Source organism: Bradyrhizobium canariense (assembly GCF_900105125.1).
Classification (GTDB): domain Bacteria; phylum Pseudomonadota; class Alphaproteobacteria; order Rhizobiales; family Xanthobacteraceae; genus Bradyrhizobium; species Bradyrhizobium canariense_A.
In genome coordinates this window covers 268,788-283,391 of sequence record NZ_LT629750.1, presented here as the reverse complement: position 1 = coordinate 283,391, position 14,604 = coordinate 268,788, and the positions used below count along the sequence as shown (strand labels likewise).

At 59.1% G+C, this 14,604-nt stretch carries 15 protein-coding genes; 9 read left to right on the top strand and 6 right to left on the bottom strand.

Annotated features, from left to right (window positions below; all coding sequences use genetic code 11):
• Positions 1-66: 66 nt before the first annotated feature.
• Entirely contained in the window at positions 67-810 is a 744-nt protein-coding gene (locus BLV09_RS01245; protein ID WP_146686042.1) for an SDR family NAD(P)-dependent oxidoreductase, read from the bottom strand.
• 210 nt (positions 811-1,020) lie between these two features.
• On the opposite strand from BLV09_RS01245, the gene BLV09_RS01240 reads away from it, so the two are divergent.
• Together BLV09_RS01240 and BLV09_RS01235 are read left to right on the top strand one after the other, a co-directional pair.
• Positions 1,021-1,926, top strand: coding sequence for a LysR family transcriptional regulator (locus BLV09_RS01240; RefSeq protein WP_146686041.1), 906 nt, complete (start codon positions 1,021-1,023; stop codon positions 1,924-1,926).
• Positions 1,927-1,942: 16 nt separating this feature from the next.
• The gene (locus BLV09_RS01235; protein WP_100382757.1) at positions 1,943-2,269 is read left to right on the top strand and encodes an antibiotic biosynthesis monooxygenase family protein; all 327 of its coding nucleotides are present in this window, start codon (positions 1,943-1,945) and stop codon (positions 2,267-2,269) included.
• Between the two features lie 141 nt (positions 2,270-2,410).
• On the opposite strand, the gene BLV09_RS01230 is transcribed toward BLV09_RS01235, so the two are convergent.
• Positions 2,411-2,854 carry a MaoC family dehydratase gene (locus BLV09_RS01230; RefSeq protein WP_146686040.1) on the bottom strand — a complete coding sequence of 148 codons (444 nt, stop codon included), beginning with the start codon at positions 2,852-2,854 and terminating at the stop codon, positions 2,411-2,413.
• Between the two features lie 468 nt (positions 2,855-3,322).
• On the opposite strand from BLV09_RS01230, the gene BLV09_RS01225 reads away from it, so the two are divergent.
• The 3 genes from BLV09_RS01225 to BLV09_RS01215 all read left to right on the top strand — a co-directional run bounded on the left by BLV09_RS01225 (position 3,323) and on the right by BLV09_RS01215 (position 5,742).
• Positions 3,323-4,171 carry a hypothetical protein gene (locus tag BLV09_RS01225; protein WP_167558583.1) on the top strand — a complete coding sequence of 283 codons (849 nt, stop codon included), beginning with the start codon at positions 3,323-3,325 and terminating at the stop codon, positions 4,169-4,171.
• A 197-nt stretch (positions 4,172-4,368) separates the two neighbouring features.
• Entirely contained in the window at positions 4,369-4,554 is a 186-nt protein-coding gene (locus BLV09_RS38690) for a helix-turn-helix domain-containing protein (protein WP_433994372.1), read from the top strand.
• Between the two features lie 144 nt (positions 4,555-4,698).
• Positions 4,699-5,742 carry a hypothetical protein gene (locus BLV09_RS01215; protein ID WP_146686037.1) on the top strand — a complete coding sequence of 348 codons (1,044 nt, stop codon included), beginning with the start codon at positions 4,699-4,701 and terminating at the stop codon, positions 5,740-5,742.
• Positions 5,743-6,104: 362 nt separating this feature from the next.
• On the opposite strand, the gene BLV09_RS01210 is transcribed toward BLV09_RS01215, so the two are convergent.
• Together BLV09_RS01210 and BLV09_RS01205 are read right to left on the bottom strand one after the other, a co-directional pair.
• The gene (locus BLV09_RS01210; protein ID WP_146686036.1) at positions 6,105-7,124 is read right to left on the bottom strand and encodes an HNH endonuclease; all 1,020 of its coding nucleotides are present in this window, start codon (positions 7,122-7,124) and stop codon (positions 6,105-6,107) included.
• Between the two features lie 1,333 nt (positions 7,125-8,457).
• On the bottom strand, positions 8,458-10,110 hold the full coding sequence (locus BLV09_RS01205) for a fumarate hydratase (protein ID WP_100382759.1): 1,653 nt from the start codon (positions 10,108-10,110) through the stop codon (positions 8,458-8,460).
• Between the two features lie 279 nt (positions 10,111-10,389).
• On the opposite strand from BLV09_RS01205, the gene BLV09_RS01200 reads away from it, so the two are divergent.
• The 4 genes from BLV09_RS01200 (at position 10,390) to BLV09_RS01185 (ending at position 12,499) form a co-directional block, all read left to right on the top strand.
• Complete coding sequence (locus BLV09_RS01200) at positions 10,390-10,869, top strand: hypothetical protein (RefSeq protein ID WP_146686035.1); 480 nt, start codon at positions 10,390-10,392, stop codon at positions 10,867-10,869.
• A gap of 170 nt (positions 10,870-11,039) precedes the next feature.
• On the top strand, positions 11,040-11,228 hold the full coding sequence (locus tag BLV09_RS01195; protein WP_146686034.1) for a hypothetical protein: 189 nt from the start codon (positions 11,040-11,042) through the stop codon (positions 11,226-11,228).
• A gap of 218 nt (positions 11,229-11,446) precedes the next feature.
• Positions 11,447-12,121 (top strand): methyltransferase family protein, encoded by a 675-nt coding sequence (locus BLV09_RS01190; protein WP_146686033.1) that lies wholly within the window; start codon positions 11,447-11,449, stop codon positions 12,119-12,121.
• Positions 12,122-12,139: 18 nt separating this feature from the next.
• Positions 12,140-12,499 (top strand): GFA family protein, encoded by a 360-nt coding sequence (locus tag BLV09_RS01185; protein ID WP_146686032.1) that lies wholly within the window; start codon positions 12,140-12,142, stop codon positions 12,497-12,499.
• Positions 12,500-12,659: 160 nt separating this feature from the next.
• Here the strand turns inward: BLV09_RS01185 and BLV09_RS01180 are convergent, their stop codons facing one another.
• Complete coding sequence (locus BLV09_RS01180; RefSeq protein WP_146686031.1) at positions 12,660-13,367, bottom strand: glutathione S-transferase; 708 nt, start codon at positions 13,365-13,367, stop codon at positions 12,660-12,662.
• Positions 13,368-13,566: 199 nt separating this feature from the next.
• Positions 13,567-14,511 carry a Tim44 domain-containing protein gene (locus BLV09_RS01175; RefSeq protein ID WP_146686030.1) on the bottom strand — a complete coding sequence of 315 codons (945 nt, stop codon included), beginning with the start codon at positions 14,509-14,511 and terminating at the stop codon, positions 13,567-13,569.
• Positions 14,512-14,604: the final 93 nt, after the last annotated feature.

The window sequence follows — 14,604 nt, the reverse complement described above, 5'->3', positions numbered from 1 at the left end:
CGCGAGCATTGATCAGATGAGCAGCCATTTATGGCGCAGAGCGGACGTCCGTCAAACCGCCTGTGGCTAAGCGTTGGTGCCGCCGTCAACGGTCAGGCTCGCGCCGGTAATATAGGATGAATCCGGACCGGCGACTAACGCCACCAATGCCGCGATATCGTCCACGCTGCCGTAGCGGTTAAGCGCCGTGTTGGCCTTCTGCGGGACCGCCCATTCGCCCGTGGCGGGATTTAAATCCGTATCGATCGGGCCCGGCTGGATGTTATTGACGGTGATGCCGCGGTCGCCCACCTCTCTGGACAACCCTTGCGTAAACATCTTGATGGCTCCCTTGGTGGCTGCATAGGCCACGAGGCCGGGAGTCATCATGCGCTCGCCCACGCATGAGCCGATCATGACGATGCGACCACCGTCTTTCATGTGCTTCAGCGCCGCCTGCGTCGCGATGAAAGTGCCGCGGACGTTGATGTTGATCACGCGGTCCGGTTCTTCCAGCGTTGCCTCTTCAAATTTTTTTGGAATGGCCGTGCCGGCATTGTTCACCAGCACGTCGAATCCGCCGAAGGTCGCGACTACCTTTTCAATCGCGGCCTTGACGGCAGCGGCATCGACGGCATCCGCCTGGATCGCGATCGCCTTCCCGCCGGAACCTTCGATGGTCTTGACGACCGACGCCGCGGCATCTGCGCCCTTGGTGTAGGTGATGGCGACCCTCGCTCCGTCGGAGGCCAGACGTTTGGCGATCGCTGCGCCGATACCACGTGAGCCGCCGGTGACGAGCGCGACCTTGCCTTCGAGTTTCTTTGACATTGGGATTCTCTTTCCAAATCTTCGGGAGTACGCCGGTCAATCCCTGCGCGCAGGTGTCCATGGCGGCGCGTCGGCGCAAGCTACAGCTCCTGCTGGCTGGGTATGACCGTGGTTTGATCAGATTTTCTGCGTCGGCAAATTGAGCCTGTCTGGTGCATTTGAAAAAGACTTTGTAGGCTGCGGGCCATGCCTCAGAGGTAGGGCCAACCCATGGAGCTTCGCCACCTTCGCTATTTCGTCGCAATTGCCGAGACGGTAAGCCTGACGCTCGCCGCGGAGAAAAGACTCCACACCGCCCAGCCGTCGCTCAGTCGCCAGATCCGCGACCTCGAACACGAGGTCGGCGTTCAACTGCTGAATCGCAGCCCGCAGGGAACGGAATTGACCGCCGCCGGTCGTGCCTTTCTCGACCATGCGCGGCTTTCCTTGGCCCAGGCCGACGCGGCAGGCGAAGCGGCGCGCCGGGCGGCGCAGCCCGCCAAAACGATTTTTTCGATGGGGTTTCTGACCGGCCAGGAAATCGATTGGCTGCCACATGCCCCCAGCATCCTGCGGGACGAATTGCCTGCTATTGAAATCAGGGTTTCCAGCGGCTTCTCGACCGACCTCGCCGACGACGTGCAGAAAGGAAAGCTCGACGTCGCGTTCCTGCGCCGGGAACCGAAGCCTGATCTTGAATACAGGCTGGTGACAAAGGAGCCGCTTGTCGTGATCCTGCCGAGCGACCACCCGCTCGCCGGAGCGGCCGCCATCGCGCCGCGCGACCTCGAAGGCCAGACATTTATCGGGGTCTCTGACGTCGCGCCTGTGCTACGTTCCGTCATCAAGGATTATCTGAAGCAGTCGGGAATCCAGATCGTGCCGGCTCTTGAAATCGACAATTTCGTGATGGCGATGTCGCTCGTCGCATCGACGGGCGGCGTGGCTCTGCTGCCGGCTTCGGTCAGGCGTTATCTGTCGGGGTCGGTTACGAGCCGCCCGTTGGCGGACGAACGGCCGACCATCGATCTGCTGATCGGCTATCACAGGGCGAACAGATCTCCGATCCTGGGAAAATTCCTGTCGGGAATCGATGGCCTGTCGGAACGGATCTACGGCAACGTGGCGCAATGCTAGATAAGGAAGATTTCGGATGTTTATCGCAATGAACCGTTTCCGTGTTGCCAAAGGGTCTGAAGCGGCGTTCGAGCAAGTCTGGCTATCGCGCGACAGCCATCTCGAAAAGGTGCCGGGCTTTGTGGAATTTCACCTTCTCAGAGGTCCCGAAACTGAGGATCACACCCTCTACGCCTCGCACACGGTCTGGGAAAACCGAGCGGTGTTTGAAGCGTGGACCAAATCTGAAGCGTTCCGTGCCGCGCATAGTCGGGCTGGGGACAACAAGCCGCTGTATCTGGAGCACCCGCAATTCGAGGGGTTTGAAGTTCGCCAGACGGTCGGGCGCGGCAACGCGAAGTAGCGTTGCGACAACGCGAAGTAGCGTGACCGAAGCGCCGAGGACGGGTGGAACTATTCGACAGAAAAGAGAGCGCGCGCAGACACGAGGATCACTGCGCGACCACCCACACTCGGGTCGCCCTCACCGGTTTAATTACACATCTCAAGCCGGACGGCGGGGAACGATGCCGATGGGCGTGAAGGTATAGACGGCCTCGCCGTGCTGGTTGTAGGCGGTCCATTTGATCTTCGCGATGCCCTGCGGCTTGGTTCGTGACGGCGTCAATTCAACCACTTCGCCTTCGATATGCAGGACGTCGCCGGGCCGCACCGGCTTCATCCAGCGCAGATCATCGACGCCCATTCCCAGCAGCGGATGCGGCCCGAACGGCCGGACCTGAACGGCAAGGTTCATCGCGAGGGCGGCCGTATGCCATCCCGACGCCGCAAGCCCCTTGAACACGGTATTCTCGGCGGCGGCCTCATCGAGATGGAACGGCTGCGGATCGAACTCGGACGCGAACCGCTTGATGTCTTCCCGACTGACCGTGACCTCGCCGCTCTTGAACCGCATCTCAAGCTTCAGGTCGTCGAACCACTCGATCATGGTGCCCCTCGCCTCAACACCTCACCGCAGATTCAATTCCTAGAAGGAATCATTGCTCTTGTCATGTAGCGATCTCGGCGGTTGTTCAGCGCAGACGAAATCCGTGCCGGATGAGGGGCGCCACACGACGAGATGCCGGGCCCCCTCGCCCGTCTCGCATCTACAAGCATCATTTCCAAACGGTTCGTCATGGCCAGGCTTCGTCCCGCCCATCCACGTCGTTCTTTCTTAAGTGCGGCAAAGAGGTGGATGCCCAGCACAAGGCAAGCATGACGAATGGACGAAGGAGCAAATAGGATAGGCCGAACACTTTCCGAAACCCATCAGCGCCGTGAATTGCAATAGCGGGAATCGCTTCGCTCCAGTCGTCTTCCATACTACCATATAGTGATACCGATTCCGGAGCGGGGCGCGCAGAAAGCCCTCTTGATTTATACGGTTCAGCAAACGGCAAAAGAGGCGGCTCACATGTCAGCGCAAGATTGGCTGCCTCGGATTTCTTTGTTGATCTCCCTCGCTGTGCCGCTAGGAATCTTCATTGGACGGCACTGGATGAAGGCTCGCCTCGAGAAGGGCGTCCAGCACCGCTTCGACCTCAAGATCGAGGAGATGCGGGCTGATCTGCGCGAGAGCGAAGAACGACTCAAGAGCGCGTTGCGTGACAGGGAAAGCGAAATAGCGATCCTGCGCAACGTTGTGTTGGCTGCTAGCTCGGGTCGGCAAGCTCTCTTGGACAAAAGACGTTTCGAAGCAGTGGAATGCATTTGGAGGGCCGTCAACGATATGGCTCAATTGAAAGGCCTTTCTTCCATGATGGCAATCATGAACGTGAAGGAGGTGGCAAAAGAAGTCGGCGATCCACGAATGCAGCAATTACTTTCAATGATCGGCGCTGGTACGCCCAACATTAGCGATCTGCCGAACATCGCGAGGAACGAAAGGCCGTTCCTGCCGGAGCTAACTTGGGCATACTTCACGGCGTATTCCACCATCCTGTACGGGAACCTCGCTGTCTACAAAACGCTTGCGGCAGGCGTGAAAGACTTCGAAAAATATCTGAAAAGAGACGGTTCAAAGGAAATTCTAAAGGAAGCTCTACCGCACCAAAGCAAATGGATCGATGATAGCTCACCGGAGGCATATCATTATCTTTTGGATGAACTCGAGAATAATCTGCTACTCGAACTAAGGAAAATATTAAACGGCGTCGAAACGGACGCCGCTGAGATCACGAAGGCCAGAAAAATCTTGAACGCAGTAAATCAGGCGGTCGAGGAGAAAGAGAAGGCAGTGGCCGAAATGAAGATGAACGTTTGAGCGCTGGCGCCGCCGCTCGGGCAAACGTCGATCTACGAGGCTGCCTGCGACAAGCCTCCGGTGGAATAGGTCGAGCCCTTTGCGAAACCCGTCAGCCTTATAGACTGAAATTGATAGGTATCACTTCGCTCCACCTATCCTACGCGCTCAGTTTGAGCGTGAGGTGATCCGCCAGCGCACCGAAAAAAGCCGTAAACGTGCCATTGCACAATGGCGTGACATTCGGTCGGCGGCCGAAGTTGACACAGGCGCAGCGCGAAACTGCGCTGACGCGCGTGGCCGCTGGCGAACCCCAGAAATCCATCGTGGCCTCATACAACGTCAGTTGCTCGACCATTTCGCGACTGATGAGGCTTGCGGATGGCGATAAAAAGCATGCATAGAGCCTTAAAAGGCAAGCCTCGTCGGCGCGCATCACGTTCAGCGCGCAACGGCGAAGTTTGCCGGATCGGGCGAGGCGACCGTCCTGGACAGTTGTGGTATTCGATCTTGGAATAGTCGATTGTCGCGCAACAGAGGATACTCCTGTGGATTACCAAAAGGTGGTTGAGCGCATCTATGAACATTTGGAAGAAGACCGCGTTGAAAGCGCGGTGATGGCTAGCCTGCGCATGGCGCGCGCGGCAAAAGACTACATCAATAGTGCTACATTCCTCCGCGAACTGTATCCCAGCAAGACCGAAGTTGTGCGCGCGCTCTACGATGAGATATCACTCCTAAAGAAAGATGCGCAGCAATTCATCTTCGAAAAGTCACTAGAACGTTGGCTGGAGCTTCACACGGTTGAAACGGCTACCCCAGACGAAGATCGCCGGAAACCTGAAGGCGACCGACGGAACGTTTTTATGGTCGCCGCAGGCCAACTTCAGTCTGAACTTGACCAAGCGGAGCACTTGATTGGTGATTTGGCCTTGCCGGCTGGGATGGGCGAATTCGATACGGCAGCTTTTACTGATCGCTTCATTACAGAGAAAGCTCGGATGAGATTCCGCATCCGCGCAATTCAGACCATCAAGGCACGGCTCAAGGTGCGCTGCCTGAATTATGCGATTGAGATCGAGCGCCAGCTTGCAGCTCAGAAGCAAAATCAAGCCTTCCTGGAAAGCGTGCAGAATGACGTAAACAACTATTTCAAGGCCCGCTGCGATGACGTGTTCGTAAAATTGCGGAAGGCCGCTCAGCTTACCCAATCCAAGGATGCCGAAGATTCCGCATTGCTATTGACGGAAGTCCGTCGCGCGATGAAGGCCGCTGCAGATCACTTTTATCCACCTGTCCCAGGCCTGGTTGTCTGTGCAGATGGCAAGCAACGATCGCTCGGCGACGATCAATTCCTCAATCGGCTCCACGAATATCTGGCACGGCAGGTCGAGCGCTCGACATCGAAAGAACTGCTTAAGGAAGAGCTGGATCATCTCGCGGCCTTTATCCGCCGCCTGAACGACATGGCCTCCAAGGGAGTGCACGCCGACGTAACCTTCGCCGAGGCGAAGCAAGGGCTGATCGGGGTCTATTTCTTCCTGTTCAACCTCATTCAGCATCTGACACGCGCAACGGTAGCCGTGGCGTGATTTTGCCGTGCGCCTATCATTTCAGCGATACCCCTTGCGGGTTTTACGGGCGAAGTGCGCCACCAGGGCACTGTCGGCGGTGCCGCGCGTGGGGTAGACTGTAGGATGGGCTGGGCCCTTCGCGAAACCCGTCAACGTCATAAGCTGCCATCGATGGGTATCGCTTCGCTCTACCCATCCTACGCGCTGCCCCGCCGGATCACTCCGGCAAGTACCAGATGTTTCCCCGCATCTTTCGCGGCGGCTGCGCACGTTTCTTTTGATTGATAGCGACCGTCATAAATGTCTTCTGCGGAGTATCCGTGCCGCGCGAGAAAACTGACTTCCTCAGCCGAAAGGGGCGTGATCATAGCTTGCAACACTCACGGACTTATCTCAGCGAGGGGGTCCGGGAACGGCGGAATTCTTCTCGTTTCCGTCATCATTTGTCCGAGGCGACCCTGCTCAGCAATGAAAGAGGTGTTAGCTGTTCTCCCGCTGACAGCATCTTGCGCGAAAAACCTCCAGTTCGATACATCAGCGTATTTTGTATCACTGCTTACTGGCACCATTGCAGCATAGATGTCGAAAATTCTGACAGCCATTGCATATTTTCCGGTCGCGAAGTGAAAGGTCGAATATGCCAAGTGATGTGATCCGTGTGGTATCCAGAAGCGATTAAATACGGGTTCGAGACCGGCCAGAAAACCGACGTGGCCGTAAAGGTTATCGGTAGCGCAGACATCCTCACTACAAATCGCGGTTCTAATTTGCGCCGCCAGCGGATCGTCGAGGTAGCTCTCTCCGAGCCACAAAAAAGCCAGCTCATAAGCAATCTTGAACATAGCGTGCCGAAGATAGTTGAAGCTGACGTTGATGTCCTTCTTTATGACAGAGACTTTCTCAACGGGTGAAGCCGTAACCTGCCCCACGATTTTCGCCAGTTCTTCGTCTGACAGCGATTGAAAACCATGTCGCCTACGCTCTCGTTGGATAATAACTGGGATTTTATCTTTGTCCTTTGTATCGATAATTATTTGACGAAGGGACTGCCCATCAGGCGCAATCGTTTCCTTAACGGTGTAGAGGCGCGTCTGAGTAAGCTTTTCATTAATCGGATCGAAGGAGGTGCGAACTGGACCTCCTTCTTCGCCCACTACCTCTGCTCTCCCGGTGAGCCAGTCAAGCCGACCCGGCGGCTCGCCGCTGTTACCGGCAAGCCCAAGCTCTGCCCGACGCTGACGAATGAAAAGAAAATCCGTCAGCGCGCTGTCAATTTGGCTTCCCAGCAGAGAATTGCACTGCTTGCAAACGCGATTCGTAGTTAGACGTCCGCCGATAGCGTTCGGGAAGACATGCTCAACACTTGGCTCGCGTTCTTTCAGGCAAAAGATACAAATCATGGGCTGCTCGGAATTGAGGAGAGCTTCACCCTACCAAAAACCTATCGCATGACCGGCCACGGCTGCACTCGTTACCGCCGTGATTAGCCCGGCGACCGAATCAACGACCTTTTGAAAGGCGTCAACATAGCCCGTGCGTTTTGTCATTGCCGGTGTTCCGCGATTTGCTCCCGGAATTGTGACATGAGAAACTGGAATAGTCCGAGTGAGAAAAGGGGTAGGGGTCATTTCTCTCGTGAAGCGGGTCGCTAATGATAGAAAGCTCGGCGGCTCGTTGCCATTCGCGCGCGGCGAGCTTCAAATCGCTGTGTACGCTCGCGCTCTTCGCGTTCCTTCAACGATTTTCGAATTTGGGTTGCGATGGCAGGCGCTGTATTGCCTAGATGGTTACCCTGTTCGCGGAGGCGACGAGCGATTGACGCGATACTCTAGCCTGACGCTGACGCTTCATCGTAAGCTTTGAGAAGCACTATGTCGCGGTCCTGCACGAGTGCCTTACCTCGCCCTCGCTTTGCTCGCTGGAGCACTCTACCAAATAAGTTGCGCGCTTCCTCATCTCCCCCAACCAATCCAACGTGATGCTACCCGTCCAGCCCCGCCTGCAAAAACATTCCCCTTCCCGTTTGACCCAAATCACCCCTTTATCCCCCGCCGTCTCACCCCGAAAGAGGGGCGTATCATGATCGTCACTTACGCGGGGCGTGGGATGCAGTGGACGCGGCAGCGTCGGGCGCGTGGGAAGCGGATCGCAGGGCAGGCAGTCCATTGAGCGAATGCTTGTGAGCGATCGCGGCGCGCAGACGAACGGCTCTTGTTGCGGACGGGCAAACCGTGTGGTCCTGGCACCCGTTGCTGGTGTCAAGTCGGCGGAGGCGAAGTCGGCCCAACCGGGTCTCGATCAGCCCTATTCGCCGATGACGGCGGCAAGACGAATTCGTCGCCGGGGAGAGTACGGCATAGACCGTTAAAACCACTGCGCAGGGAAGGCCGGGTGTTCCGGTGGACCTGTGGTGACTAACCCGTGTGCTTTTTACAATGCATGCGGGGCTACGGGTGCACCTCGCACCCGGCCTTCCCCGCGCCCTCTCTTAGGGGTCGCGCCGCGCCCTCTTTCATTCAGGGCGAAATTTCATGGATCACTCGGGCGCAGGGTGTCGCGAGAATGCAGAGTTGTGTCTGCAACTTTCTGGGAATGCCTATCTTGGTCATTCCCCGATGTGCAAGAGCACATCTGAGATGCGCCACTTGGCGCAGACCCGGAATCTCGAGATTCCGGGTTCGTTTCGCTTCGCTCACGCCCCGGAATGACGAGAATTTTTCTGAGACCCTGCCCTCACCCCAGATTCAATTCCTTGAAGAAATCGTTGCCCTTGTCGTCGATGATGATGAAGGCCGGGAAATCCTCGACCTCGATGCGCCAGATCGCTTCCATGCCGAGTTCGGGATATTCCACCACCTCGACCTTCTTGATGCAGTGCTCGGCGAGGTTGGCCGCGGCGCCGCCGATCGAGCCGAGATAGAAGCCGCCGTGCTTCTTGCAGGCTTCGCGCACCGCGACCGCGCGGTTGCCCTTGGCCACCATCACCATCGAGCCGCCGGCCGCCTGGAATTGATCGACGAAAGAGTCCATTCGCCCCGCGGTGGTCGGGCCGAACGCACCGGACGCGTAACCGTCCGGCGTCTTGGCCGGACCCGCGTAATACACCGGATGGTTTTTGAAATAATCCGGCAGCGGCTCGCCCTTCTCCAGACGTTCGCGCAGTTTGGCGTGAGCGGAATCACGCGCGACGATCATGGTGCCGGTCAGCGACAGCCGCGTCTTGGTCGGATACTTCGACAGCGTCGCCAGAATATCCTTCATCGGCTGGTTGAGGTCGATCTTGACGACCTCGCCGCCCAGCGCCTGCTCCACCGCCGGCAGATATTGCGCGGGATTATGTTCGAGCTCTTCGAGATAGATACCGTCCTTTGTGATCTTGCCGAGCACCTGGCGATCCGCCGAACAGGACACGCCGAGGCCAATGGGGAGCGAGGCGCCGTGACGCGGCAGCCGGATCACCCGCACGTCGTGACAGAAATATTTGCCGCCGAACTGCGCGCCGACGCCAAGCGACTGCGTCATCTTGAGGATTTCCTGCTCCATCTCGAGATCGCGGAAAGCATTGCCGTCGGCCGAGCCATGCGTCGGCAGCGCGTCGAGATAGCGCGCCGATGCCAGCTTCACCGTCTTCATGCAGAGTTCGGCGGAAGTGCCGCCGATCACGATCGCCAGATGATAGGGCGGGCAGGCCGCGGTGCCCAAGGTCAGCACCTTCTCCTTCAGGAACGCCAGCAAACGGTCTTTGGTCAGCACCGATGGCGTCGCCTGGAACAGAAAACTCTTGTTGGCGCTGCCGCCGCCCTTGGCCATGAACATGAACTTGTAGGCGTCATCACCCTCGGCATAGATCTCGCACTGCGCCGGCATGTTGTTGGCGGTGTTCTTCTCCTCATACATCGACAGCGGCGCCACCTGCGAATAGCGCAGATTGCGGCGCAGATAGGCGTCGCGCGCGCCTTCGCTCAACGCGGCCTCGTCGTCGCCATCGGTGATGACGTTGCAGCCCTTCTTGCCCATGATGATCGCGGTGCCGGTGTCCTGGCACATCGGCAGCACGCCGCCAGCGGCGATGTTGGCGTTCTTGAGGAAATCGAACGCGACGAACTTGTCGTTGTCGCTGGCTTCCTTGTCGTCGAGGATGCTGCGCAGCTGCTTCAGATGCCCCGGCCGCAGATAATGATTGATGTCGCCGAAGGCCGCCTCCGACAGCGCCCGCAGCGCCTCGCGCGACACCACCAGCATGTCCTTGCCGAGCACCTTCTCAACCCGCACGCCCTCGGTCGTGATCTTCTTGTAGGGCGTGGTATCGGCGCCGAGCGGAAACAGCGGGGTATGCTTATAGGGCGGAACGGGCTTTTGGTCGGGAAAGGCGGTGGGGGCGTTCATGGGCTGGCTCGCAGGTTAGGGCCGGAAACGTCCGTTTCGGGACGCCGGCGATTGAACCGTTCTAAGCACTTTTTATGCAAAGGGAAGTGAGCGAAACGACGGGCCGATCTTCATTTTTCTGGTCATACGGACGCCTACAGCGGATCCACACCATCCCTGCGGCAAGTTGATGAAAGGAGCGTCGTGGCCGGGTCCATGACGACAGGAATCGCAGACGCGAAACCCACTCTTGCGCTATCCGCTGACGGACGCTTCAATAGCGCAAAGGGGCATTTGCAGATGATATTGAAATCGAAATTTCCGGGAACGATTGCGCTCGCCGCCGTACTGGCTTTCCTCGCCGCGCTCACCTCATCCCCTGCCCGTGCCGACCGCTGCGATGACCTTGCGGTCCAGCTCAAAAACCAGATCGACGGCCTCAGCGTGGGCAAGACCGCAGCCAACGTGATCTATCTCTCGCACCCGCAGGCGAAGGAGATCTCGCTCGGCTGCGCCGGCCGCAGCTTCTCCAACCAGTTGTTCGCCCGGGCCAACAGCCGCAAGCCGACACCGGCCTTCATCGAGGTCGTCGCCAGCGGCGCCGCCATCATCTTTACTTTGCCCAAGGACGACATGCTGAAAGGCGCGACGCGCTGCATCAAGCGGATGGGCCTGATCCATGGCGACGATGTCGCAACGCGCTACCGCCGCCTCGACATGCACTGCTCCCGGACCAGGACCGACGCGTCGATCTCGATCTCGCGCAGCACCGACCAGTAAAGGCCGGCTCTGGCTTAATCCGGATCGGTCGCTTTCACGCCAAATCGGAGGCCGCCGTTCACCATCCGGGCCGGTCGGTCCCGATAGCGCGCTTTTTAACGATTGAATTCATATGGCGTTGGCTTCCGCCCGGCCACAGTCGGGCACGGTGAGGCCCAAGGATCCTGTTCATGAGCATTTCAAGCGTTACGTCGCCAGCCCCGGTGCCGGCTTACACTCCGAACCAACAGAGCCAGCAGAGCCAGTCCAACCCGCCCGACCCCAGCAACGACAACGATTCCAGCGACGCAAGCGCCCAGCCGCCGGCTCAGGCCCCCCTTCCGCCCGGACAGGGCACGCGGATCGATCAGCTGGTCTAAGCGTTTCGGCGAATACAATGCGTCATACGCGGGCTTGACCCGCGTATCCATCCATCTTCGTAAAACGCATTTCGCGACGGGGGATGGAATTGCCGGATCAAGCCCGGCAATGACGAAGATGGAAGGCGCCCGCCTTCCTCGCGATGGGTCCAAAAAGCCGTCGCAACTTTGCCGAAAAATGACGCGACCATGACGACTGCGCAGGATGGGCGCAGCGCATGATCGCGAAATGGATGTTGCAGAGCCTGATCTGGATCATCGCGATGGGCGCGCTATTGTTCGTGCCCGCGGGCACGCTGCAATGGCCGGCGGCGTGGGCCTTCCTGGGAACCATGGCCATCATCAGCATCTCGGTAGGATCATGGCTGGCAAAGACCGATCCGGGATTGCTTGCCGAGCGCATGCGCCTGACGGCGCAGGATGACCAGCCCGTCGCCGACAAGATGCTGGTGCTGGTTTTTGGTGTCACAGTTCTGATCTGGTTTGTCGCGATCGGGATCGACCATCGCATGCACCGCTCCGACGTTGCCCTGGCGCTACAGGCGCTGGGGCTCGCCATGCTGTTGCTCTCGACCGTCTTCATCATGTGGGTGATGCGCGAGAATTCGTTCGCGGCGCCCCTGGTCAAGGTTCAAGCCGAGCGCGGCCATCACGTGGTCAGCAGCGGGCCCTATGCCTGGGTGCGGCACCCCATGTATACCGGCGCCATCCTGTTCGTTGTCGGGATACCCCTGCTGTTGGGCTCATGGTGGGGACTTCTGCTATCGCCGCTGTTCGCCGTGCTGTTTGCGGTCCGGGCCGGGATCGAGGAGCGCACGCTGATCGCAGGGTTGCCGGGTTACAATGACTACACCACCCGTGTACGCTACCGGCTGCTTCCCGGCGTTTGGTAGAGACCACGGAGCCTGAGGATGCCCGACAGCAAGACGTACACCGGCGGCTGCCATTGCGGCCTGGTGCGGTTCGAGTGCACCACCGATCTGGCGATGATTACCGCTTGCAACTGCTCGATCTGCACCAAGAAGGGATTGCACTTCGCATTTCTCTCGCCGAAGAGCTTCCAGCTGCGCGCCGGCGAGGACAATCTGAAGGAATATCTGTTCAACAAGCACGCGATCCGGCACCAGCTCTGCGTCGACTGCGGCGTCGACGTATTCGCGCGCGGCAACAAGCCCGACGGCAGCGAGGTGGTGGCGCTGAATGTCAGCTGCATCGATGGTGTCGAGCTTGCGAAACTGTCGATGACGCCGATCGACGGGCGGAACAGGTAACACGGCATCGGCGGTGTGCTCCCTCTCCGCTTGGGAGAGGGCTGGGGGTGAGGGGTTACGGTCTTTTCGATCGTTGGGCTGTAACCCCTCACCCGGCGCTACCAGCCAACCTCCCTAAGGGAGAAGTGAAGTAAAGCGGAGCCGGTCGCGCCGACTTTTCCTACACATCCAGTTCCTTGTAATGCCGAAAGATGCCGTCTTCATTGAAGGCGATACGCCGGTCGCTCGAGAGATAGGCCTTGATGTTCGGTCTCGCGGCGACACGGTCATGCAGATCGATCAGGCCGGGAATCTTCCGCTCAAAACGCTTCATGCGCTTTGGAAAGGCATAACGCAGGCCCTCGACGATCTGGAACAGCGAGAAGTCGCCGTAAGTTGCCTTGCGGCCGGTGAGATAGGCGCTGCCGTTCTCCTGCAACAGCTGCTCGAAATAGCCAAGATATTTGGGTACCCGCTCGTTCCAGAATTCTTCGGTGCGCTTCTTCGCCGCACCACGCTGATCCTCGTAATACAGCGACGGACCGAGCGGATGATGGGTATCGTGGACCTCCAGCACCAGGTCCGTGATCGTCAGTTGCAACTGATGCACCCACAGCCGGCCGCCTTCCGTCTTGGGTGCAAGACCATGGCGCGCGCCGAGATACAAAAGGATGTTGGCGGTCTGCCCGATCACGAGCTTGCCGGCTTTCAGAAATGGCGGCGCGAACGGCGGCGTGCCGGTTCGCGCATCCATCATGGCCATCATCGCAGCCATGCCCCCGGCGTCGCGCGCGACATCGGCATAGGCGGCTCCGGCATCTTCCAGCGCGAGGCGGACATATTCACCGCGGCCCTGAATGCTCGGCCAGTAATAGAGTTCATAGCGCATGATCATTCCTTCATCTCTGCGGCGACCCGAGGCGCATCGCAGTTAGCGGTTGATGAAATTACTCGTTCGACGCGAGGCCCAATAGGCAAAATCCGCCATATCCTTGCACATAAACTCTCAACGCTAATCCAGCGTGGTAACAAAAAGGCGCCACGGAACGAACCGTGGCGCCCTTTTATCTTCGTCGCTTTGCGAGCAGTCAGGTCTGCTGGATCGCCGACAATTCCCAGCTCGCACCGCGCGGCCGCAGGAAGGTCCACACTTCCGTCACCTCGGTCGGCTGCTCGCTGCCTTCGACCAACCTCCCGCTAGCGCGATCGACTGTTTTGTCGATCATCGAGAAGCGCATCGCGACGCTGGCATAGTCGGTATCGCCTTCGCGCCAGGCTTCCGCGAGGTCGCCTTGCAAGAGCTTGGTGTCGGAGACCTTGTTGATGACGTTGCGGGCTTTGTTCGCCTGCAGATCGCCGGTGAAATACGACACCATCTCGGGCGTGGCGAGCGTATGCAGCCGTGCGACATCCTCGTTCGACCACGCCGCCTGGATCTCGCCAAGCAAGCGCTCGAAGGCTTCGTAGTCGGCCGCAACGATCTCCAGCGGCGCGCTGCCTGATCCCAGTCCGAAACCGGACCCAGGGGTTAGATTTGATGGGCCGCCGAATCCGCCGGAGCTCGCTCCGGCATAGGCCGACGCGGTATCGTGACGGCGTTGCCACCACGACATCGCCATCCGAACCGCGAAAACGATCAGACCGATCTGCAGGATCAGGCCAAACAGCGACGACAGGCCGCCGATGCCGCCGAACAGTCCGCCGCCGAACAACATGCCGAGCAGGCCGGCGCCGAGGAAGCCTGCGGCGAGGCCCCGAAGCATGCCGCCGCCGGGCCGGTTGAAGAAGCCGCCGCCAGCCGTGGACGTGCCGAGGCCGGGCTGGCTGAACGTGCGATTGAGCGGTTGCGCGGTGCCTGGCGCCGTCGACGTACTTGGCGGCACCGAAAAGCTCCGCGTTCCCCGTGATCCCGAGCTGTATCCGCCGCCGATCCGGGCGTCGGCCGACGAGGCGATCGCCATCAACGGCAACGCCAGCGCCAAAGCGACGGCGATCGCCTGAACGACGCCGCGGGCGCGGTGGGTGAATTTCATGTCACTTTCCTCCATCCCCGGCAGGGGGAAGCGCAACTAAGATGGGCAGCAGCGCCTGAATGTGAAGCCATTATCGGGAACCGCCTCTGCGGC